Source organism: Brevundimonas sp. G8 (assembly GCF_902506205.1).
GTDB lineage: Bacteria > Pseudomonadota > Alphaproteobacteria > Caulobacterales > Caulobacteraceae > Brevundimonas.
In genome coordinates this window covers 3,221,803-3,243,771 of record NZ_LR732816.1, presented here as the reverse complement: position 1 = coordinate 3,243,771, position 21,969 = coordinate 3,221,803, and the positions used below count along the sequence as shown (strand labels likewise).

Sequence of the window (21,969 nt, the reverse complement as noted above, 5' to 3'; positions counted from 1 at the left end):
GCGCGTGACCCGTGGACAATTCATAAGCTTCGAAGGCGGCGAGGGCGCCGGCAAGTCGACCCAGGTCGGACGACTGGTCGCGCGGCTGCAGCCCGTGCTTGGCGAGCGCAATGTGGTGCGCACCCGCGAGCCGGGCGGATCGAAGGGGGCGGAGGTGATCCGCAACCTGGTGGTGGCCAATGACGCCGAGCCGTGGTCGGCCATGACCGAGACCCTGTTGATGTACGCCTCGCGCTCGGACCATCTGGAGCGGACCATTCGACCGGCGCTGGCGGCCGGCAACTGGGTGGTGTGCGACCGGTTCGCCGACTCAAGCCGGGCCTATCAGGGCGCGGGCGGCGGGGTGGCTCAGAGCTTCATCGAGCAGATCGACGCGGGTGTGGTCAGGGCCGATCAACCGGACCTGACCCTGGTGTTCGATCTGCCGGTCGAGGTGGGGCTGGAACGGGCCTTCGGGCGCGGCCTGTTCGAGACGCGGTTCGAATCCAAGGGCGTCGAATTCCACCAAAGACTGCGCGAGGGCTTCCTGCGCATCGTCGAGGCCAATCCGCAGCGCTGCGTGCTGATCGACGCGGTCGGGTCGCTGGACGAGGTCGAGGCGCGGGTTTGGCGGGCCGTTCAGGACCGGCTGCTGTGAGCGAAGATCATCCCCGCGACCGGTTCGACCTGATCCCCGACGCGGCGGCGGAGACGGCGTTTCTGGACGCCTGGGAGCGGGGGCGTCTGCACCATGCCTGGCTGCTGTGCGGGGTCGAGGGGACGGGCAAGGCGACCTTCGCCTATCGCGCGGCGCGGCGGCTGCTGGGGGCCGTGGCCGATCCGGCGCGCGGATCACTGGGCGCCGGGCGCGACGATCCGGTCAGTCGGCTGATCTCGGCCCAGTCGCATCCCGACCTGTTGGTGCTGGAACGGCTGGTCGAGGGGGGCAAGACCAAGAAGTCGATTTCGGTCGATCAGTCGCGCGAACTGCCCGAGTTCTTTTCCAAGAGCCCGTCGCAGGCCCAGTATCGGGTGGCGATCATCGACGCCGCTGACGACCTGAACATCAACGCCGCCAATGCCTTGCTGAAGGTTCTTGAAGAGCCGCCTGAGCGCGGCGTGCTGTTTCTGGTGACCCATGCGCCGGGGCGGCTGTTGGCCACGATCCGATCGCGCTGTCGCAGGCTGAGCTTTCCGATATGGACGCCGGATCGGCTGGAGACCCTGGTGCGTAACCGCACGGGGGCCGAGCCGGAGGACGCCGAACATGCCGCGATCATGGCGGGCGGCTCGCCGGGCGCGGCCCTGGCCCTGGCCTCGGGGGCGACCTTCGAGATGGACAAGTTGGCGCGACGTTGGGTCGAAGGCGATGTGGACCGGGCCGAGGCCCTGGCCATCGCCGACAAGTTCAGGGGCGCGGAGGGGCAGGAGCGGTTCGAGACCCTAATGGATCGGCTGATCGCGGCGGTGCGGATGCGGGCCTTGAGCAGCGCGCCGGGCGCCGGAAATCGCTGGGCCGAGCTGTGGGAACGGCTGCAGCCGCTGCCGGAGCGGGCGGCGGGGCTGAACCTGGACAAGGCCGACGTGCTGGCCGGGGCGCTGGCGGACCTGAAGCGGGTTCAGGCCCAAGAAGAGCGGAGGGGCTGATGCTTATCGACAGCCATGTGAACCTGCACGCGCCCCAGTTCGACGAGGACCGGGACGCCGTGATCGCCCGGGCGCGCGACGCCGGGGTCGGTATGATGGTCGAGATCTCGGACAAGCTGACGACCTTCGAGGCGACGCACGCGATCGCCATGGCGCACGACGACATCTGGTGCACGGTCGGGGTCCATCCGCACGAGGCCAAGGATGCGCCGGACCTGATGGCGGCGACCCTGATCGATCTGGCGCAGCGGCCTAAGGTGGTGGGCATCGGGGAGTGCGGTCTGGACTTCCACTACGACTTAAGCCCGCGCGAGGTGCAGGCGACGGTGTTCCGCCAGCATGTGTCGGCGGCGCGGGAGACGGGTCTGCCGCTGGTGATCCATACGCGAGAGGCCGACGATGTAATGGCGACGATCCTGCGCGAGGAGTACGCCGCCGGGCCGTTCAAGATGTTGATGCACTGCTATACAAGCGGGGCGGAACTGGCGGGAATTGCAGCGGAACTGGGGGCCTGGTTCTCGGTGTCGGGCATCGCCACGTTCAAGGCGGCCGAGGATGTGCGGGCGGTGATCCGCGACATGCCGTCGGACCGCATCATCGTCGAGACCGACTGCCCCTATCTGGCGCCCATCCCGCATCGGGGGCGGCGCAACGAGCCGGCCTATGTCGGCCATGTGCTGGACAAGCTGGCCGAGATCCGGGGCTGGAGCCCCGAGGAGGCGGACCGGATCACGACCGAGGCCTTCTTCGGCCTCTTTGACCGGATACCCAGACCGGCATGAGCTTCGAAGTCGTCATCCTAGGCAGCGGATCGTCGGGCGGGGTGCCGCGCGGCGACGGCGACTGGGGCGCGTGCGACCCGGCCGAACCCAAGAACCGGCGGACACGCTGTTCGATGCTGGCGAAGAAGGCCGGCGCCGACGGCGTGACCAACGTCCTGATCGACACCTCGCCGGACCTGCGCGAGCAGATGCTGGCCAGCGGGACCAAGCATGTCGATGCCGTCCTCTACACCCACGACCACGCCGATCAGACCCATGGGATCGACGACCTGCGCACCTTCGCAGCGCGGGCGAGCAAGCGGATCCCGGCGTGGATGGATGCGGCGACGCATGGCTCGCTGACGCATCGGTTCGACTATATCTTCGAGAGCAAGTTCGGCTATCCGCCGCTGCTGGACGGGCGGATCATTCCCCCGCATGGGACGGCTTGGTCGGTCGAAGGAGCGGGCGGGGCGATCCCCGTCACCACCTTCGACCAGGCGCACGGGCCGATCCGGTCGGTGGGGTATCGGTTGGGAGACATGGCCTATTCCAGCGACGTGTCGGATCTGGACGAAACGGCGCTGGCGGCCGTGGCTGGCTGCAACATATGGATCGTGGATGCGCTGCGGTATGCGCCGCATCCGACCCATGCGCATCTGGATCGGGCGCTGGAGTGGATCGCCGCCGCAGACGTGGAGCGGGCGGTGCTGACGAACCTGCATATCGATATGGATTACAAGGCGTTGTCGGCGCTTGTTCCTGGCAATGTCGAGGTCGGATTCGACGGGTGGACCGCGACGATCGGTTAATCCGCACCGGCCTTATGGTCTTTCCAGTCGAACAGCTCCTCCAGCACCTTCACGGCCTGGCCGCGTTCGGAGGTCAGGTCGGGGTCGCGGTTCATGATCAGGCGGGCGTCATCGGCGGCGGCCTGCATCAGGCTGCGGTGGCGGACCGGGTCGGCGAAACGGTAGGCGGGGAAGCCGCTCTGTTTCAGGCCCAGGGGGTCGCCGCCACCGCGTAGGCGGAAATCCTCCTCGGCGATCTCGAAACCGTCCTCGGTGCGGCGCAGGGTTTCCAAACGCTCCTTGGCGGTTTCGCCCAGAGCGCCGTCCTGACCGCCGTACAGCAGGATGCAGGAACTGGCCTTCGATCCCCGACCAACGCGGCCGCGTAGCTGGTGCAGTTGGGCTAGGCCAAAGCGGTCGGCGTGTTCGATGACCATGATCGAAGCGTTGGGCACATCGACCCCGACCTCCACCACCGTGGTGGCGACCAGGACCGGGATGCGGCCGTCGGCGAAGGCGGCCATGACGGCTTCGCGCTCGGCGCCCGGCATCTGCCCGTGGGCCAGGCCGACCTCGACGCCCAGTAGGCGACGCAGGTCGTCCGCGCGATCGACGGCGGCGGCGAGGTCGATGGCCTCGGATTCCTCGACCAGGGGACAGATCCAGTAGGCCTGGGCGCCGGCGTCGATGGCGGTCTTCAGCCGGGCGGCGACTTCGCCGATGCGGACCAACGGCACGACAGCGGTGGTGACGGGGGTGCGGCCGGGCGGTTTCTCCATCAGGCGGCTGACCTCCAGTTCGCCGTACTGGGTCAGTTCCAGGGTGCGGGGAATGGGGGTGGCCGACATGGTCAGAAGGTGGACGGCGCCGATGCGGGGGTCGCCCTTGGCCTGAAGCCGCTGGCGTTCGTTGACGCCAAACCGGTGCTGTTCGTCGATGACGGCCAGGGCTAGGCGGTCGAAGCGGACGGCGTCCTGGAACAGGGCGTGGGTGCCGATCGCGACCTGGGCGTCACCGGAAGCGAGCGCGGCCAGCTTCTCGCGGCGCTGGCCGTTGGTGTCGCGGCCGGTGAGCAGGACGGCCGCGACTCCTGCCGCCTCCAGCAGGGGGCCGAGCTTTTCATAGTGCTGGCGGGCCAGGATCTCGGTCGGGGCCATCAGGGCGGACTGGAAGCCGCTGGAGGCCGCGTCGGCCAGGGCCAGGGCGGCGACGGCGGTCTTGCCCGAGCCGACGTCGCCCTGAAGCAGCCGGCCCATCTGCTGGCCCGAGGCCAGGTCGCGACGGATCTCGGCGACGGCGTCGTTCTGGGCGTTAGTCAGGCGGAAGGGCAGGGCCTGGAGCAGGTGTTCGGAGGCTGCTCCAGCATTGATGACGGGCGCGGGCTTGATCTTGCGTGCGCGGCGACGGCGGGCCAGGGCCAGCTGGTGGGCCAGGAACTCGTCATAGGCCAGACGCTGGCGGGCGGGAGCATCGGGCGACAGGTCGATTTCGCCCGTGGGGGCGTGCAGGGCGTCCAGTGCGGCGCGCCAGGACAGCCAGTTCTGTTTCTTCAGCCAGGCGGCGTCCTGCCATTCAGGCAGGTCGGGAGCGGCGGGCAGGGCGGCCTGGACCAGTTTGCGTAGCTGGCGCGAGGTCAGGCCTTGGGTCGCCGGATAGACAGGTTCGGAGGCGGGGATGTCGGCCGCCTTGTCCAGGGTGACGATATCCGGGTGGACGATCTGGACCTCGCCGTTGAAGCGTTCGACCTTGCCCGAGACCAGCCGCGTCTCGCCGCGCGGCAGCAGGCGGTCGATATGCTGGGGCGAGCCGCCGAACCAGACAAGGTGGACGAAGCCGGTCGGATCGCTGGCGCGGACCTTCAGCGGGGCGCCGGGGCGGCTGGGTGGGAACAGGCGGTCGATGGTCACCTCGAAGATACCGACCTCGCCATCGACGGCGGTGGCGGCCTCTGCCGCGCGGCGAACGATGACACCCGATGGGCTGAGAAAGACCAGATCGCGCACCAGCGGACCCGCGACCTTCTGCACCAAAGGCAGGACACGGGGCCCCACGCCCTTCAGGGTGGAGATCTCGGCGAACAGGGGAAAGAGAATCTGCGGACGCATCGCCGTGAACATAGCGTGACCATGACGGGTGGCGAAGTGGTCTCAGGAACGCTATTTGCGCTTCTTCCATTCGAGGACGCTAACGCTCGCCACGCGGTGGCTCGCTGCTTGAGCGTCCTTCAACTTTGCCGGGCAAGGATTCTTGTGGCCGAAATCGACGCGCGTCTCGAAAGCGAAATGACCCCTGAACGCAAGCAGCGGCTGGGCCGCATCCAGTTCCGATCCTGGCGGCGGGGCTTTCGCGAGGCCGACATGGTGCTGGGCCCGTTCTCCGATCAGGTGGCGCCGACGCTGACGGACGCCGAGCTGGACCAGTTCGAACTGCTGATCGATGAGGAGGATCAGTGGCTTTACGGCTGGATCATCGAGCGTGACCCGACGCCGCCCGAGTTCGAGACCCCGGTGATGGCCAAGGTTCGCGCCTTCATGCGCGCCCATGTGGCGGCCGAAGTCGGCAAGGGTATCGGCTGATGGACGCGAAAGTGGAACAGCGGACCGACGCCGATCTAGGCGGCGCGCCTGAGGGGCTGGACGCCCTCGTCGTCGCCGAGCGGATCAAGGCGGGCGGCGGGGTCGGCGTCTTCGTAGCGCGGGATTATCAGCGGTCGGGCGGCTTTGTTCAGGCGTTCCGTTTCTTCTCGCTAGAGATTGAAGTGCTGGAATATCCGGCGTGGGACTGTCTGCCCTACGACCGGCTGAGCCCCACGGCGGGGATTGCAGCGCAGCGGATGGCGACCCTGACGCGGCTGGCGCTGCGCAAGCCCGACGATGCGCCGGTTCTGGTGGTGACGACGGTGTCGGCGGCGATGCAGCGCACGCCGCCGAAGTCGGTGACGACCCAGGCGGGGTTCGAGACCAAGGTCGGGCGCGATCTCGATATCCAGGCGCTGGAGCGGTATTTCGCCGCCAACGGCTATGTCCGGGCCTCGACCGTATCGGAACGCGGCGAGTTCGCCGTGCGCGGCGGGGTGGTGGACGTCTATCCGCCGGGCTTCGAGGAGCCCGTGCGGCTGGACATGTTCGGCTCCGAACTGGAATCGATCCGCACCTTCGATCCCGAGACCCAGCGCTCTACGGGCCAGATGACGGCGGTGTCGCTGGCGCCCGTTTCGGAGGCCCTGCTGGATGCAGCGGCGATCTCGCGTTTCCGAACCGGCTATCTGAACCTGTTCGGCGCGCCGGGCGATGATCCGCTTTATGCGACGATCAGCGAGGGCGCGCGGCGGCAGGGCATGGAGCAGTGGCTGCCGCTGTTCTACGAGAGCCTGGATTCGCTGTTCGACTACCTACCCGACCAGGCGCAGATTTTCCTCGACAATCAGGCCGAGAGCGCGCGGGCCGAGCGGTGGGACCTGATCGCCGACGCCTATGACGGACGGGTGGAAGCCGCCAAGACCAAGGGCGCCGCCGGTTCGAACCGCGCCCTGGCGCCCCGGTCGCTGTATCTTGACGCCGGCGACTGGAACCAGGCGCTGGCGGGCCGCGCCGTGCGTCGGTTCACGCCGTTTTCCAGCGGGGGCGAGGATGCGGGCGGCCGGCTGGGCCGGACCTTTGCGGCCGAGCGGGCGCAGGACAGTGTCAACCTGTTCGAGGCGGTGGCGGCCTATGCCCAGGCGCTTAAGACGGAGGGCAAGCGTGTGCTGTTCGCCTCATGGACCGAAGGCTCGTCGGAACGTCTGGCGACCATGCTGGCCGACCACGGCCTGGATCATATCGTCGCCGTGCGCGACTGGGCCGATGTGCAGGCGGCGCCGAAGGACATCTATCTGCGCGGCGTCCTGCCGGTCGAGCATGGTTTTGCGACGGACGAGGTCGCGGTCATCTCCGAGACCGACATCCTGGGCGACCGCCTGGCGCGACCCAGGAAGAAGCGGCGGGCGTCGAACTTCCTGGCCGAGGCCTCGGCCCTGACCACCGGGGATCTGGTGGTTCACCTGGATCACGGCATCGGGCGCTATGAGGGGCTGAAGACGCTGGACATCCAGCAGGCGCCTCACGATTGCCTGGAGCTGTTGTACGCCGGTGAGAGCAAACTTTACCTGCCGGTTGAAAATATTGACCTTCTGACCCGATACGGTTCGGATTCGGAAGGGGCGCAACTGGATCGGCTGGGCGGCGCCGGTTGGCAGGCGCGCAAGTCCAAGGCCAAGGAACGTCTGCGGGCTATGGCCGAGGGGCTGATCGCCCTGGCGGCCAAACGCGCGCTGCGCGAGACCCAGGCGGTCGTTCCGCCGTCGGGCCTGTTCGCCGAGTTCTGCGCCCGCTTCCCCTACGAGGAGACGGACGACCAGTTGAACGCCATCGGCGACGTGCTGGAGGATTTGGGCAAGGGCACGCCGATGGATCGGCTAATCTGTGGCGACGTCGGCTTCGGCAAGACCGAGGTGGCGCTACGCGCCGCCTTCGTCGTGGCGATGACGGGGCAACAGGTGGCCATCGTGGCGCCGACGACCTTGTTGGCACGCCAGCACTACAAGACCTTCACCGAACGCTTCGCCGGCTGGCCGGTGAAGGTGCGGCAACTGTCGCGGATGGTGAGCGCCAAGGAGGCGGCGGAGACGCGCGCTGGCTTGAAGGACGGCTCGGTCGAGATCGTCGTCGGCACTCATGCGGTGCTGTCCGAACAGGTTGGCTTCCGCGACCTGGGCCTGGTCATCGTCGACGAGGAGCAGCACTTCGGCGTCAAGCATAAGGAGAAGCTGAAGTCGCTGCGCGCCGACGTGCATCTGCTGACCCTGACCGCCACGCCGATCCCGCGCACCTTGCAGATGGCGCTGTCGGGCATTCGCGAGATGTCGATCATCGCCACACCGCCGGTCGATCGCCTGGCGGTGCGGACCTATGTAACACCGTGGGACCCGGTGCTGGTGCGCGAAGCTCTGCTGCGAGAGAAGTATCGCGGGGGTCAGGCCTATTATGTCGCGCCGCGCTTGAAGGACCTGCCGGCCATCGAGAAGTTCCTGCGCGAGCAGGTGCCTGAGGTGAAGTTCGTTGTCGGCCACGGCCAGATGGCGCCGACCCAGCTGGAGGAAGTGATGAGCGCCTTCTACGATGGGGAATACGACGTGCTGGTCTCGACCACCATCGTCGAGAGCGGGCTGGATATCCCGACAGCCAATACGCTGGTGGTCCACCGTGCCGACATGTTCGGCCTGGCGCAGCTTTACCAGATCCGGGGCCGGGTCGGCCGGTCCAAGGCGCGAGCCTTCGCCTATCTCACCACGGATGCTGTCAAGCCCATGACCCTGTCCGCCGAGCGGCGGTTGCAGGTGCTGCAGTCGCTGGACAATCTGGGCGCCGGCTTCCAGTTGGCCAGCCACGATCTGGACCAGCGCGGCGGCGGCAACCTGCTGGGCGACGAACAGTCGGGCCATATCCGCGAGGTGGGCGTCGAACTGTACCAGCAGATGCTGGAGGATGCGGTCGCCGAGCTGCGCGAGAAGGGCGAGGGGCTGACCGTGGATCGCGGCTGGTCGCCATCGATCAACGTCGGCGCTTCCGTCTTGATTCCAGAGGAATACGTGCCGGACCTGAACGTCCGTCTCAGCCTGTATCGCCGCCTGTCTGACGCCGAACAGGCCGAGGATCGCGAAGCCCTTGCGGCCGAACTGATCGACCGGTTCGGGCCGTTGCCGGACGAGGCGCAGCAACTGCTGAAGATCGTCGGCATCAAGTCGAACTGCCGTCGGGCCTGTATCGAGAAGATCGACATCGGGCCGCGCGGTGCGGTGCTGACCCTGCGCGACAACAGCTTCCCCAACCCGATGGGTCTGGTGGGGTTGATCCAGAAGAACCAGGCGTTCTGGAAGATCCGGCCGGATCAGAAGATCGTGGTGTCCGGCGACTGGCCGACGGCGGAAGAGCGGCTCAAGGTGGCGGAGCGGATCACGGCCGACCTGGCGCGGGTGGCGGGGGCTTAAAGCCTCAGCGCGTCTTTTCGAACAGGTCGGCCGAGGCGCGTTCCAAGAGGGCGGCGGCGCTTTCGTTCGGCTGCATCTCGGCGGCGCCGACATCGAACTCGGCGACGAAGGGCGAGCGGTCGGGGCCGGCGTCGAACGCGGTGCAGCCGATGACGGCGGCGATCCGTTCGGCGGCCAGGCGCGCCGGTTCGGCGTGGGTGGCGGGCAGGGCCAGGGCGAAGACTTCCTTAGCCAGGCGGGCAGGGGTGTCCTCGACCCGCACCAGGCGTGAGACCATGGCGCCGATCTGGGGCATGGCGCGGTCCAGCCAACCGCCCTGGCGCGCCCAGGTGACGGATTCGGTTTCGCGAACGCGCAGGACGCAGACGGACAGCGGGCGTTTGCGCGCGCGTGACGCCTCGGCTACACGGCCCAGGTGGCTGGCGAACAGTTCGGGCGTGAACAGACCCGTCGCGGGATCCATCAGCTCCAGGCTGCGCACCGAATCCAGCGTCTTGCGGATGCCTAAGTGGGTGCGATGCGCGCCGGCCAAGGCCAGGATGCGTTCGGCCGTCTCGGCCTCCGGCGTCTCGGCCGAGGCGACGTCGGCGAAGCCGCGGTTGAAAAGCTCGGACAGGCTGATCTCGTTCTTGCCGCGCAGATAGAGCATCAGCGGAATGTGATAGAGACGGGTGTTGCGCTTCATGCCCGCCGCGATGGACAGGGCCGGCGCATGATCCTCGGCGCCCCACAGCACGGCGGCGTCGAACGGGCTTTCGTGCAGATAGTCGAAGGCCGTGTAGGGTGTGGGGGCGGCGACGACCTCGACGCCTGCGGCGGTCAGGGCGTTGGACAGGGCCAGGAAGCGGCGATCCGCAACGCCGGCCGCCAGCACCCGCAGCGGTCCGTCGTCATCGGAACGGGCGTCCAGCTTTACGTCGCGCGTCGCGAAGGTGGTCACCCGCAGGTGAAACTCTTCCTCGGCGATGGCGGCGCGACCCAGCTGCTCCAGCCGCAGGGCGGCTTGGGCCGGATGGGGCGGGGTGGACATGGTCAGGTCCGCGCCTTTGATCGAATCGGGGCGGGCTCCGATGACCATGATCGGCAGGCGACGCGGCTCGGCGGCGGCGCGCAGGCGCATCGCAACATCCAGGCCGAAAGTGTCGATGTCGATGACGGCGGCTTCTAGCGGGAAATCCTGAAGGGTCAGCTCGGCCGACACCACGTCGCGCGCTGTCACCGTGCGCCAGCCCAACGCATCCAGACCCGCAGCGAGCGGCCCGATCCGGCCATCGTCAGCCGCCAGGATCAATACACGCGCGTCGAAAGCCAAAACTCGTCGTCTCCGTAAGTCGCCGCGCCCATAGCTGGTCGGAGGCATGCGGACCATAGCGACGAGGGTGTTAAGGATGCAATGTCATGGCGAATGGAACGAGGGCGTCCACGAGAAAGTCCGTCCTCACGCGGATGAGACTTTCACGGCCAACGGAATCCGCTAGGTTCCGCCGCTTGTTGCAACGGTTGTGGGGACCGGCTTGAGTGAACAGCTGACACGATCGGTCCTGAAGGCGCCGGGATTCTGGGGCGGACTGGCCGTGCGGGCCTTCACCCGCAGTTGGGGACGCGACGTCATGCTCTACACGGGCGGGGTGTCGTTCTTCGCCCTGCTGGCGGTGTTTCCGGCCATCGCCATCCTGATCGGCTTCTACAAGCTGGGTCTGTCAATCAGTGAGGTCAGCGCCCAGGCGGCGGCCCTGTCGGACCTGCTGCCCAAGGCGGCGCAGAACATCTTCCAGGGCGAGATCACGCGGTTGAGCAATGCCTCGGCGAGGACGGTCTCGGCCCAGAGCGCATTCGCCTTGTTCGTCGGCGCCTATGCGGCGCATAGGGGATTCAAGGCCTTGTTGGCGGGATTGAACCTGATCCATGACGAGACCGAGCCACACGGGTTTTTCAAGTTCAACTTGTTGGCCTTCTTCGTCGCCATCTTCGCCTTTGCGCTGTTCACCGTTGTGTCCGGCGCGGTCGTGACGGTGCGGATCCTGGCCCATGCGTCGGCGGCTGCGGGATCGCCGATGCGCAGCGGGATCGCGCCGCTGGACGCCTTTCTGCCCGCCATCGGGCTCGTGATCGGGCTGACGCTGCTTTATCGCTACGCCATGAGCCATCGGACCCCGGTGGCCTGGCTGCCGGCGACGGCGGGCGGGCTGGTGGCGACACTGATGTCGGTCGTGTCGTCATGGCTGTGCGCCATCTATGTCGAGCAGATCGCGCCGCTGGGGGCCACCTATGGGTCGGTCGGCGCCGTGGTCGTGTTGCTGATCTGGTTGTCGTGGAACGTGAACGCCATCTTCTACGGCGGGGCATTCGCAACCGAGATGGAGCTGGCGGCCAAAAAGCAGGCCGAGGCTCAGTCGGAGCCTGCCAGCGTGGTCAATCTGTCGGAACGTCGGGCGAGCCGCCGGTCTCGACCGTAAGGCGCAGCAGACCGCCCGTTTCTTCGACCGCGATTATCCGGCCGTTCTTCTGAGACATCAGGAATGGCACATCGATCCGCGCCATGGGGTCGGTGGCAAGAAGCACGAAGCGCGAGCCGGGCACGGCGCCGTTCATCGCCTTCATCAGCTTTAGGCTGGGCGTGGGGCAGCGGTGGCCCCTGGCGTCAATGACGACCGGGTCGCTCACGCCAGGCGATCCGCCAGCATGTCCAGAGCGACGCGGACACTGGCCAGGCGGACGGCGTCGCGGCCGATGTCGCCGAATCGCTCTTCGCGATGGATCTGGCCAGCGGGACCGCAGGCCGCGAAATGCACCAGGCCCACCGGTTTCTCGTCCGACCCGCCGCCGGGGCCTGCGACACCGGTGACCGAGACCGAGACGGCGGCGCGCGACCGGGCGACGGCACCCTGGGCCATGGCGCGGGCGGTGGCTTCCGACACTGCGCCGTGAGCGGCGAGGGTCGCCTCCGGCACGTCCAGCATCTGCATCTTGGCGTCGTTGCTGTAGGTGACGAAGCCCCTGTCCAGCGCGGAAGATGAGCCGGGAATTGCCGTTAGCGCCGCCGCGACCAGACCGCCGGTGCAGCTTTCGGCCGTGGCCAGCATCAGGCCGCGTTCGGTCGCGGTTGCGACGATCTGTTGCGCCTGGCGCTGGATGTCTTGAGGAAACATGGTCTTTTCATAGGCTGCGAGTCCGGCTCTAACCAGAGCCATGATCGAGGCTGTCGACCCGCTGCGCCCCGCCGCCAAGACATCGGACCGCACCGCGCCGATCCTGTTCGCCGTCGCCATCTTCACCTCGGCCTGTCTGGTCTTCGTCGTTCAGCCTATGGTGACGAAGCTGGTGCTGCCGACGCTGGGCGGGTCGCCGTCGGTTTGGAACGCCTCGATGGTCTTTTTCCAGACCGCGCTTCTGGCCGGCTACGCCTATGCGCACCTGTTGCAGCGCATTCCGAAGATGCGGATGCAGGTGGGGGTGCATCTGGGCCTGTTGATCCTGGCGGCGTTGTTCCTGCCGTTGCAGATCAGCGGCCTGCTGGGCGATCCCGATCCGTCGCGACCGGCGCTGTGGCTGCTGGCGACCCTGACCCTGTCGGTCGGCGCGCCGTTTGCGGTGCTGTCGGCGACCGCGCCGCTGTTGCAGGCTTGGTACGCGCGGGTGCGGGCCGGCCATGCGGACGGCAAGAACCCCTATGTCCTGTATGCCGCGTCCAACCTGGGCAGTTTCCTGGCGCTCCTGGCCTATCCGGTGCTGATCGAGCCTTTGGCCAGTCTGTCTGACCAGCGGATCGGCTGGAGCCTCGGCTACGGCCTGTTCGTGCTGATGATCGTGGGACTAGGCGTTCAGGTCTGGCGGCGGCGCGAGGTCGGGACCGCCGATCCGGCGCCGCTGACGATCAGCCCGCCCATCGCCTGGCGCGAGAAGGGGATGTTGGTGCTTCTGGCCGCCGCGCCTTCCAGCCTGATGCTGGGCGTGACGGCGCATCTGACCACGGACGTGGCCTCGGCGCCCTTCCTGTGGGTCATACCGCTGGCGCTGTATTTGCTGACCTTCGTCATCGCCTTCCAGACGCGACCGGCCATTCCCCCGGCTCTGGGCCTGGGACTGCACGGCGCGATGGCGGCGGCGTGTGCGGCCCTGATTGCATTTCGGACGGGCGAGTGGCTGCTGGTCTTCATGGTCAATCTGGCGGCCTTCTTCTTCACGGCCCTGATGTGTCACCAACGGCTGGCGGCGCGGCGGCCGGCGCCGGATCGGCTGACGGAATTCTATCTGCTGCTGTCGCTGGGCGGGGTGGTCGGGGGCGTATTCAACGGCCTGATCGCACCGGCGGTGTTCAACATGGTGTGGGAGTATCCGCTGGTGCTGGTCGCGGCAGGGCTGCTGCGGCCATGGAGCCGACGCGAGATCCGGCCGTGGGAGATCATCTGCTGCGTGACGGGCGTGGTCATCGCCTTCCTGGGGCCGCTGTCGATGGAGGCGGTGCGCTATGCGCCGGACGTGCGCGCGGCCGTGCCCGATGCTCAGCTGGTGCGGATCGCACAGGGCATATTGGGCATCGCGACTTTATTCGCCTTTCTGGTGCGGGACCGGGCGGTGCTTTTCACCGTGGTTCTGGCCTCGATCGTCTGGTCTGGATATCACCTCGCGCGCGGCTATGACTGGGCGCTGTCGGAGCGCAGCTTCTTTGGCGTGATGCGGGTGGCCAAGATCGACGATCCGCTGATGGGCGGGCCGATCCATGTGCTGATGCACGGCACGACCCTGCATGGGGCGCAGGCGCAAGGGGCGCAGAACCTGTGTCAGCCGACCCTCTATTACGCCACGTCCACACCACTGGGGCAGGCGATGCTGCAGATGCAGACGCGGCGTCTGGATGGGGCGCGGGTCGGGGTGGTGGGCCAGGGATCAGGCGCCATGGCGGCCTATAAGCGGGCGCAAGACCAGCTGACCTTCTTCGAGATCGATCCGATGGTGGACCGGCTGTCGCGCGACCCCAAATGGTTCAGCTTCATCAACGGGTGCGCGGACGGTCCGGTGCGGACGGTGATGGGGGATGCGCGTCTGACCATGGATCGGGAGCCAGCCGGGTCCTACGACCTGCTTGTCATCGACGCCTTCTCGTCAGACGCCGTGCCGACCCACCTGCTGACGGTGGAAGCCATCCGGGGGTATCTGCGGCTGCTGGCCCCCGATGGCGTGGTGGTGTTGCACCTTTCGAACCGGAACCTTGAGATCACCCTGCCGGCCGAGGCGGCGGCCCAGGCGCTGAAAGTTCCGCATCTGCATCAGGTCTATATCGAGCAATCGGGCTTGGGACAGATGGCCGAAGCCTCGACCGAAGCCCTGCTGATCGGCAAGAGTCAGGCGTCGCTGGAAGCGTTCAGCGAGGATGGGCGGTGGAGCAAGCTGTCGCCGACAACGGTTCGTCCGTGGACGGATGATTACGTCAATCTGTTTGGATCGCTGGTCCGACAGATGGATATGGCGGCGCGTTAAAGGGCGGGTAGTTCGACGGTCGCCACGGCCTGGGCGGCGAGGCCTTCGCCGCGTCCGGTGAAGCCCAGGCCCTCGGTCGTGGTGGCCTTGACGCTGACGGCGTCGAGCGGGAGCCCCAGCAAGGCGGCGATGCGGTCGCGCATGGCCTGGCGATGCGGCTTCACCTTGGGATGTTCGCAAATCAGGGTGACGTCGACGTTGACGATGCGTCCGCCGCGCGCGGAGACCAGTTCGGCGGCGTGGATCAGGAACTGATCCGACGAGGCGCCCCTCCATTTCGGATCGGTGGGCGGGAAGTGATCGCCGATGTCGCCCGCCGCGATGGCGCCCAGGATGGCGTCGGTCAGGGCGTGAAGACCGGCGTCCGCATCGGAATGACCGATCAGCGTCTGATCGTGCGGCACCTCGATCCCGCACAGCCAGACCGAACCGCCTGGCCCCCAGCGATGGACGTCGTAGCCGGAGCCGATGCGGGTCTGATGGGGCAGAAGGGCCTCGGCCATGGCGAAATCCTCGGGATAGGTCAGTTTCATCAGGCGCGGATCGCCCTGGACCAGGGCGACTTTGCCGCCTTTGCGCTGGACGACGACGGCTTCATCGGCCGGGGCGTCGGCATCGGTCCAGGCGGAGTAGGCGGCCTCGATCACGCGACGGCGGAAGGCCTGGGGCGTCTGGGCGCGCCAAAGGCCGTCGCGTTCGACCACGTCGGTCATCACCTGGGATTCGCCTCGGCGCAGGCTGTCGGCGACGGGCAGGACGGGCAGGGCGCCGTCGGCGGTTTCGAGGGCGGACAACAGACGGTCGATGACGGCCCGGTCCAGCAGGGGGCGGGCGGCGTCGTGGATCAACACCGGCTGATCCGGCGCACAGGTCAGGGCCGCGAGGCCGGCACGAACCGAATCGGCGCGGGCGTCTCCGCCGGCGACAGCGCGCCAGCGGGCCAGGTCGGACAGCACGTCCGCCACGCGGTCCAGAGCGTTAGGTGCGACGACGACGATCAGTTCGTCGGCGCCGGCGTTCAGCAGAGCCTCGGCCGACCAGCGCAGGACGGGCTTGCCGCCAAGGGTCCGCCACTGTTTGTCGCCGCCGGCGCGCGAACCGGAACCGGCCGCGACGATGATGCCCGAGAATGTCATGGCGGCCTTACTAGAATGCGCCGCGACGGGGCGAAACCATCAATCGGCCGCGGTCATGCTTGACGAAGTGGCCTGGGATGCTGCGAAAGACGCCTATGGCCAAGACCCTACAGATCGGCGACGTGACCGTGCACGGCCAGGTGCTGATGGCGCCGATGACCGGGATCACGGACCTGCCGTTCCGCGTGCTCGCCTCGCGGCTGGGCGCCGCCTATGTCGCGACCGAGATGGTGGCGGCCAAGGAATTGGCGCGGGCGCGGCCCGACGTGGTGCGGCGTGCGGCCGTGGGGGCAGGCCTGCCGCTGACGGTGATCCAGCTGGTCGGGCGCGATCCTGAACAGATGGGCGAAGGCGCGCGCATGGCTGAAAAGGCCGGGGCGGACATCGTCGATCTGAACTTCGGCTGTCCCGCCAAGGAGGTCACGGGCTCGGCGGCAGGGTCGGCCCTCATGCGGACGCCCGATCTGGCCTGCCGGATCATGGAGGCGGCGGTTCAGGCGACAAGCCGGCCGGTGACGGTCAAGATGCGGCTGGGCTGGGACGACGACAGCAAGAACGCCGCCGAACTGGCCCGGCGCGCCGAGGCGATCGGCGTCAAGGCGGTGACCGTACACGGCCGCACACGCAAGCAGTTCTATACCGGCCAGGCGGATTGGGATGCGGTCGGCGCGGTCAAGGCGGCGGTGGGCATTCCCGTCATCGTCAACGGCGATATCATCACGGCCGACGAGGCGCGCGAGGCGCTGGCGCGATCGGGCGCGGACGGGCTGATGCTGGGGCGCGGCGTCTATGGCCGGCCGTGGCTGGCGGCGCATCTGGAGCGGGCGCTGATCGACGGCGTGTCTCTCGAAGAGCCCGGACCAGACGAACGGCTGTCCATCGTGATCGAGCACCTGCGGGCGTCGGTCCAATTCTATGGCCTGCCGCTAGGGCTGAAGATGTTCCGCAAGCACCTCGGTTGGTACATCGAGCAGGCGCCCTGGCCGGCCGATCCGCAACACCGGCGTGAGGCCAAGGCAAGAATTTGCCGACTGGACGAGCCGCAGGCAGTCGAGGTGGCCATGCAGGACCTCTGGCGGCCGAATTTGCCACAAAGCCGCAAGTCCGCTGTTGAAAATGCGCCACAGGTGTTGGAGACTGCTGTGGCATGACGGATACGCCTTCAGCGACGACCTCTCCGCCCGACCTCTCGTCGGATGACACGTCGTTCTGGGGGTGGGTCGATACGGAGCGGGCGCGGACCGGGTTCGGCCTGGCCTATTTCCTGGCGGTGGCGATCACGGCGGCGGCCATCTGGCTGGTGGCCGTTGCGCCAGGCGCCACATCGGGCGCCGCGCGCGGATCGAGCAGCCAGATCGCGTTGTTCGTGCTGGTCGGCAATCTGATCCTGATCTCGGGCCTGGCCTTCATCGTCGGCCGGCGTGTTCTGACCCTGGCGCGCAGCAAGGAAGAGGCGGGGTCGCGCCTGCACCTGCGCTTCGTGGCCCTGTTCTCAATGGTGGCGCTGATACCATCGGTGCTGATCGCGCTGGTGTTCGGGGTGCTGGTCAACCGAGGTGTGGATCAGTGGTTCAGCGCCAACGTTAGTGCTTCCGTCGACAACGGCGCATCAATCGGCAGAGCCTATATCGCGGATGTCAGTTCTGACATGACGCGCGACCTTCGCACCATGACCATTGAGTTGGGTGGCGCTCGCCAAGTGTTCGACAACCGCATCCAATTCACAGGTGCCCTGACCCAAATTGCTGAGTTTTTCGGTTATCCGGCCGTTTACATCCTGAATAGCAAGGGTGAGGTCTTGGCGACCGGCGAACTCCCTGACGCGCCGCCCTATATCGCTCCTCCTCTGTCCGCGCTGGAGATTGCCGCAGAAGGGGAGGAAGCTCCCGTCAAGGTCACCGAACACCCCGATACTGTTCGCGCCCTTTATCCGCTGCCGGGATATGGCGACGCCTACCTTTATGTGGTGCGCCCATTGGCGCCCGGTCTCGTGGCTCAGATGCGCTCGGCGGCACAGTCGATCGAGAGTTATCGCGAAGCTGAGGAGAGCCGGGCGCGGATCCAGTCAGCCTTCATCCTTAGCTATCTGGAGACGGCGCTGTTGGTGCTCGTCGGCGCGGTTTGGCTGGGGATGTCGGCGGCGAGCAGTATCTCGGCGCCCATTGGGCGGCTGGTCAGGGCGGCGGGGCAGGTCGCGGGTGGCGACTTCACCGCGCGGGTGGACAGCGACGGCGCACCGGCAGAAATCGCCACCCTGTCGGACGCGTTTAACCGCATGACCGGTGATCTTCAGGCCCAGCAGGCGGCGCTGAAGGCAGCCAGCGACGAGGCGCACGACCGGAGCCGTTTCATCGAGACTGTCCTGTCCGGCGTCAGCGCGGGCGTCATCGGTCTGGACAAGCGCGGGCGGGTGTCGGCCATCAACGACAGCGCCATGCAACTGCTGCATATCGAGGATGCCGAGGTGCTGGGGCACGAACTGGCGGCTCTGTCGCCGGAGCTCAGCGATCTAGTGCGCCGGGCCGAAGCCCATATCGAGGAAGACATCGACGTCAGTCGCGGCGGGGATACGCGCCGTCTGCGCGTCCGGATCGAGGGTGGACTGGGCGGCGAGATGGTCCTGACTTTCGACGACATCACCCGTCTGGTGACGGCTCAGAGAAACGCGGCCTGGCGCGATGTCGCCCGCCGCATCGCCCACGAGATCAAGAACCCGCTGACGCCGATCCAGCTGTCGGCCGAGCGGCTGAAGCGCAAATATCGTTCGCGGATCGGCGAGGACGTCGAGATTTTCGACCGCTGCACCGACACCATCATCCGCCAAGTGGGGGATATCGGCCGAATGGTGGACGAGTTCTCGTCCTTCGCGCGGATGCCGGCGCCACGCTTCGCTCCTGAAAACCCGGCCGAGATGTTGCGCGAGGCGGTCTTCGCCCAGCGCGTTGCGGCGCCGGACATCGTCGTGGACATCACCGAACCGCTGCCCAAGGCGACCTTGCAGGCCGACGGCCGCATGGTGGGGCAGGCGCTGATCAACATCCTGAAGAACGCCGGTGAATCCGTCGCGGCGCGTCGGCTGTCGGCGGGCGAGGCGGCGGCGTCGGACAACGCGGGGGTGATCGTTTCCCTTACCGTCGAGAATGGCGTCGCCACCTTCGTGGTCGAGGACGACGGCGTGGGCCTGCCTGCGCGCGACCGTGACCGTCTGACCGAACCCTATGTCACCACGCGCGAGAAGGGCACGGGCCTGGGCCTAGCCATCGTCAAACGCATTTGCGAGGACCACGGCGGCGAGTTGAGGCTCGCGGACGCCCTGACGCTTCGCGGCGCGCGCGTGTGCATGATCTTCCCCCTGAAACCCCACGGCAAAAGCGGCGACGGTGCGGAGCGTAAGCTCCAGACCCTGGCCGCCGAATAGCGAGGCAAGATGCGACCAACCGGTTCCGACATTCTCGTCGTCGATGACGAGGCCGACATCCGCGACCTGGTGTCCGGCCTGCTGGAGGACGAGGGACACGCCGTGCGCGTCGCCGCCAACTCCGACGAGGCCTTGGCCGCCATTCGAGCCAGGAAGCCGTCGCTGGCGATCCTGGACATCTGGATGCAGGGCGGGGGTCTGGACGGGCTGGAACTGCTGGAAGTGGTCAAGGAACTGGATCCCGACCTGCCGGTGGTGATGATCTCGGGGCACGGCAATATCGAGACGGCGGTGACGGCGCTGAAGCGCGGGGCCTATGACTTCATCGAAAAGCCGTTCAAGTCAGACCGGCTGGTGGTCGTGGTCGAGCGAGCCATCGAGGCGGCGACCCTGAGGCGTGAGAACCGCCGGCTGCGTGTCCAGACCATGACGCCGTCGGGCCTGATCGGCAGGTCGCAGGCAGCGCAGGCGCTGCGCAGCACCATCGCGAAAGTGGCCCAAGCCAACAGCCGCGTCCTGATCGCGGGACCTGCCGGGTCGGGCAAGGAACTGGTGGCGCGCCAGATTCACGAAGGCAGTCCGCGCGCCCGCGCCGAGTTCGTCGCCATTTCGGCCGCCGGGATGACGCCGGAACGGCTGGACGTCGAACTGTTCGGCGAAGAGGGCCAGGACGGGAGACCGCGCAAGATCGGCGTGTTCGAACGCGCCCACAACGGCACGCTCTATCTGGACGAGATCAGCGACATGCCGCGCGAGAGCCAGAGCCGCATCCTGCGGGTTCTGGTCGATCAGCGGTTCCGCCGCGTCGGGGGCGAGCAGGACGTTCAGGTGGACGTGCGTGTCGTGACCTCGACCTCGCGCGATCTGAAGACCGAGATCACGGAGGGTCGTTTCCGCGAGGACCTGTTCCATCGTCTGAATGTGGTGCCGATCCGCGTGCCGGCCCTGTCGGAACGGCGCGAGGACATCACCGAACTGGTCGAGTATTTCGTCGAGACGATAAGCGCCTCGCAGGGGCTGCCCAAGCGGATTATCGGCGACGATGCGGTGGCGGTGCTTCAGGTCCATCCGTGGCCGGGCAATATCCGTCAGTTGCGCAACAATATCGAACGGCTGCTGATCCTGGCGACCGGCGATCCGGCCGAGACGATCACGGCCGACATGCTGCCGCAGGAGGTGGCGACCTCGAACGGCGGACCGTCGTCGCTGGGCGGCGAGCGCACCATTGCGCTTCCTCTGAGAGAGGCGCGCGAGGTGTTCGAGCGCGAGTATCTGGCTGCCCAGATCATGCGGTTCGGGGGCAATATCTCACGCACCGCCGCCTTCATCGGCATGGAGCGGTCGGCCCTGCACAGAAAGCTCAAGTCTCTGGGCGTTTCGCCCGCGCGCGGCGGTGAAGAGGAAGAACCGGCCTGATGTCGCGCGTCGCCTATGTGAACGGCGCCTACAGCGCGCACGGCGAGGCCGTGGTGCATATCGAGGACCGAGGCTTCCAGTTCGCGGACGGCGTCTATGAGGTCTGGTCGGTGTTCGACGGCAGACTGGTCGATTTCGAAGGCCATATGACCAGGCTGCACCGCAGCCTGAACGCGCTTCAGATCGAAATCCCGATGAGCGCGGCATCTTTGGGCGTGGTTCTGCGCGAGACAATCCGGCGCAACCGGGTCCGCGACGGCCTGGTCTATCTGCAGGTCACGCGCGGGACGGCGTCGCGCGATCATGCCTTTCCGGCGGACATCGCGCCCAGCGTCATCGTGACCGCCAAAAGGCTCGATCTGACCAAGGGCGAGGCGACGGCGACCAAGGGGGCGGCCGGCGTAACCCGACCCGACATCCGCTGGGGCCGTTGCGACATCAAGACGGTGGGTCTGCTGCCAAACGTGCTGGCCAAACAGGCTGCGCGCGAACGCGGCGCCTATGAGTGCCTGATGTACGACGAGATGGGGCTGATCACCGAAGGATCATCCACGAACGCCTGGATCGTGGACCAGGACGGCAGGCTGCGGACGCGCGATACGCAGGCCAACATCCTGCGCGGCGTCACGCGTGAGGCAATCCTGAAGCTGGTCCAGGCCGAGGGCATCGAACTGGACGAGCGCCCCTTCTCGGTCGAAGAGGCCAAGGGGGCGCGCGAGGTCTTCGTCACCGCCGCCAGTTCCTTTGTCATGCCGCTGGTTTCGCTGGACGGCGTGAAGATCGGCGACGGCAAGCCTGGGCCGATCGCGACGCGCCTGCGCGAGGTCTATCTTGAACAGGCGCGCAGAGAGGCCATTTAGGGCGTTGCCCGAGCATGGAGGCGGCGGTTAAGGTCGCGGCTGGCCGCATTGGCCCCGCGCCGATCAATCGGCGACGAACAACGAAGAACAGGAAAAACCTGCCATGTCGCAAGACAAACGTCAGAACCTTCAGGACACCTTCCTCAACTCGGTCCGCAAGACCAAGACGCCGCTGACCATCTTCCTGGTCAATGGGGTCAAGCTGCAAGGCATCGTGACTTGGTTCGACAACTTCTGTGTGTTGCTGCGCCGCGATGGCCAGTCCCAGTTGGTGTACAAGCACGCCATCTCCACCATCATGCCGTCCGCGCCCGTGCAGTTGTACGAGCCCGACGCCGAAGAAGATTGACGCATCGCGTCAACCCTCGGGCTTGTCCCGAGGGCCGGGTGTGGTGCGGAAAGACTGTCGAGCGCCTATATAGGGCGTAGAAACAACGACCACCGCACCGACGGCGGAA

General features: G+C 67.1%; 18 protein-coding genes. 13 read left to right on the top strand and 5 right to left on the bottom strand.

Going from position 1 to position 21,969, the window contains the following annotated elements; genetic code table 11:
- Positions 1–4 precede the first annotated feature (4 nt).
- The 4 genes from tmk to CHRYSEO8AT_RS15715 are packed head-to-tail and all read left to right on the top strand — an operon-like array spanning position 5 to position 3,199.
- Positions 5–637 carry a dTMP kinase gene (gene tmk, locus CHRYSEO8AT_RS15730; RefSeq protein ID WP_159851486.1) on the top strand — a complete coding sequence of 211 codons (633 nt, stop codon included), beginning with the start codon at positions 5–7 and terminating at the stop codon, positions 635–637.
- The gene (locus tag CHRYSEO8AT_RS15725) at positions 634–1,626 is read left to right on the top strand and encodes a DNA polymerase III subunit delta' (protein ID WP_159851485.1); all 993 of its coding nucleotides are present in this window, start codon (positions 634–636) and stop codon (positions 1,624–1,626) included. Before tmk ends, CHRYSEO8AT_RS15725 begins: the two co-directional genes overlap by 4 nt.
- Complete coding sequence (locus CHRYSEO8AT_RS15720; protein WP_159851484.1) at positions 1,626–2,408, top strand: TatD family hydrolase; 783 nt, start codon at positions 1,626–1,628, stop codon at positions 2,406–2,408. The genes CHRYSEO8AT_RS15725 and CHRYSEO8AT_RS15720 overlap by 1 nt, the downstream gene beginning before the upstream one ends.
- On the top strand, positions 2,405–3,199 hold the full coding sequence (locus tag CHRYSEO8AT_RS15715; RefSeq protein ID WP_159851483.1) for an MBL fold metallo-hydrolase: 795 nt from the start codon (positions 2,405–2,407) through the stop codon (positions 3,197–3,199). The genes CHRYSEO8AT_RS15720 and CHRYSEO8AT_RS15715 overlap by 4 nt, the downstream gene beginning before the upstream one ends.
- Here CHRYSEO8AT_RS15715 and recG read toward each other — a convergent pair.
- Positions 3,196–5,283 (bottom strand): ATP-dependent DNA helicase RecG, encoded by a 2,088-nt coding sequence (recG, locus tag CHRYSEO8AT_RS15710; RefSeq protein WP_159851482.1) that lies wholly within the window; start codon positions 5,281–5,283, stop codon positions 3,196–3,198. The two genes, CHRYSEO8AT_RS15715 and recG, sit on opposite strands and share 4 nt — an antisense overlap.
- A gap of 144 nt (positions 5,284–5,427) precedes the next feature.
- Here recG and CHRYSEO8AT_RS15705 point away from each other — a divergent pair, with 144 nt between their 5' ends.
- Together CHRYSEO8AT_RS15705 and mfd are read left to right on the top strand one after the other, a co-directional pair.
- Positions 5,428–5,754 (top strand): succinate dehydrogenase assembly factor 2, encoded by a 327-nt coding sequence (locus CHRYSEO8AT_RS15705; RefSeq protein WP_159851481.1) that lies wholly within the window; start codon positions 5,428–5,430, stop codon positions 5,752–5,754.
- Positions 5,754–9,203: a transcription-repair coupling factor gene (gene mfd / locus CHRYSEO8AT_RS15700; RefSeq protein ID WP_159851480.1), complete on the top strand. Its 3,450-nt coding sequence runs from the start codon at positions 5,754–5,756 to the stop codon at positions 9,201–9,203. Before CHRYSEO8AT_RS15705 ends, mfd begins: the two co-directional genes overlap by 1 nt.
- 4 nt (positions 9,204–9,207) lie before the next feature.
- Here mfd and CHRYSEO8AT_RS15695 read toward each other — a convergent pair whose 3' ends face one another.
- Complete coding sequence (locus CHRYSEO8AT_RS15695) at positions 9,208–10,515, bottom strand: diguanylate cyclase domain-containing protein (protein WP_159851479.1); 1,308 nt, start codon at positions 10,513–10,515, stop codon at positions 9,208–9,210.
- A 298-nt stretch (positions 10,516–10,813) separates the two neighbouring features.
- On the opposite strand from CHRYSEO8AT_RS15695, the gene CHRYSEO8AT_RS15690 reads away from it, so the two are divergent.
- Entirely contained in the window at positions 10,814–11,659 is an 846-nt protein-coding gene (locus CHRYSEO8AT_RS15690; RefSeq protein ID WP_370514259.1) for a YihY/virulence factor BrkB family protein, read from the top strand.
- On the opposite strand, the gene CHRYSEO8AT_RS15685 is transcribed toward CHRYSEO8AT_RS15690, so the two are convergent.
- Together CHRYSEO8AT_RS15685 and CHRYSEO8AT_RS15680 are read right to left on the bottom strand one after the other, a co-directional pair.
- Positions 11,616–11,867 carry a sulfurtransferase TusA family protein gene (locus CHRYSEO8AT_RS15685; RefSeq protein WP_159851477.1) on the bottom strand — a complete coding sequence of 84 codons (252 nt, stop codon included), beginning with the start codon at positions 11,865–11,867 and terminating at the stop codon, positions 11,616–11,618. The genes CHRYSEO8AT_RS15690 and CHRYSEO8AT_RS15685 overlap by 44 nt on opposite strands.
- Positions 11,864–12,352: a CinA family protein gene (locus CHRYSEO8AT_RS15680; protein ID WP_201304460.1), complete on the bottom strand. Its 489-nt coding sequence runs from the start codon at positions 12,350–12,352 to the stop codon at positions 11,864–11,866. The genes CHRYSEO8AT_RS15685 and CHRYSEO8AT_RS15680 overlap by 4 nt, the downstream gene beginning before the upstream one ends.
- A gap of 40 nt (positions 12,353–12,392) precedes the next feature.
- Between CHRYSEO8AT_RS15680 and CHRYSEO8AT_RS15675 the strand changes: the two genes are divergently transcribed.
- Entirely contained in the window at positions 12,393–14,681 is a 2,289-nt protein-coding gene (locus CHRYSEO8AT_RS15675) for a spermidine synthase (RefSeq protein ID WP_159851475.1), read from the top strand.
- Here CHRYSEO8AT_RS15675 and CHRYSEO8AT_RS15670 read toward each other — a convergent pair.
- Complete coding sequence (locus tag CHRYSEO8AT_RS15670) at positions 14,678–15,817, bottom strand: bifunctional 2-C-methyl-D-erythritol 4-phosphate cytidylyltransferase/2-C-methyl-D-erythritol 2,4-cyclodiphosphate synthase (RefSeq protein WP_159851474.1); 1,140 nt, start codon at positions 15,815–15,817, stop codon at positions 14,678–14,680. The genes CHRYSEO8AT_RS15675 and CHRYSEO8AT_RS15670 overlap by 4 nt on opposite strands.
- Positions 15,818–15,912: 95 nt before the next feature.
- On the opposite strand from CHRYSEO8AT_RS15670, the gene dusB reads away from it, so the two are divergent.
- The 5 genes from dusB to hfq all read left to right on the top strand — a co-directional run bounded on the left by dusB (position 15,913) and on the right by hfq (position 21,860).
- The gene (gene dusB / locus CHRYSEO8AT_RS15665) at positions 15,913–16,968 is read left to right on the top strand and encodes a tRNA dihydrouridine synthase DusB (protein WP_201304459.1); all 1,056 of its coding nucleotides are present in this window, start codon (positions 15,913–15,915) and stop codon (positions 16,966–16,968) included.
- A complete protein-coding gene (locus CHRYSEO8AT_RS15660) occupies positions 16,965–19,235 on the top strand; it encodes a PAS domain-containing sensor histidine kinase (RefSeq protein WP_159851472.1) in 2,271 nt (756 codons plus the stop codon). Before dusB ends, CHRYSEO8AT_RS15660 begins: the two co-directional genes overlap by 4 nt.
- Positions 19,236–19,244: 9 nt before the next feature.
- Positions 19,245–20,651, top strand: coding sequence for a sigma-54 dependent transcriptional regulator (locus CHRYSEO8AT_RS15655; RefSeq protein ID WP_159851471.1), 1,407 nt, complete (start codon positions 19,245–19,247; stop codon positions 20,649–20,651).
- A complete protein-coding gene (locus CHRYSEO8AT_RS15650; protein WP_159851470.1) occupies positions 20,651–21,511 on the top strand; it encodes a D-amino-acid transaminase in 861 nt (286 codons plus the stop codon). The genes CHRYSEO8AT_RS15655 and CHRYSEO8AT_RS15650 overlap by 1 nt, the downstream gene beginning before the upstream one ends.
- A gap of 103 nt (positions 21,512–21,614) precedes the next feature.
- Positions 21,615–21,860 (top strand): RNA chaperone Hfq, encoded by a 246-nt coding sequence (gene hfq, locus CHRYSEO8AT_RS15645; RefSeq protein ID WP_003164861.1) that lies wholly within the window; start codon positions 21,615–21,617, stop codon positions 21,858–21,860.
- Positions 21,861–21,969: the final 109 nt, after the last annotated feature.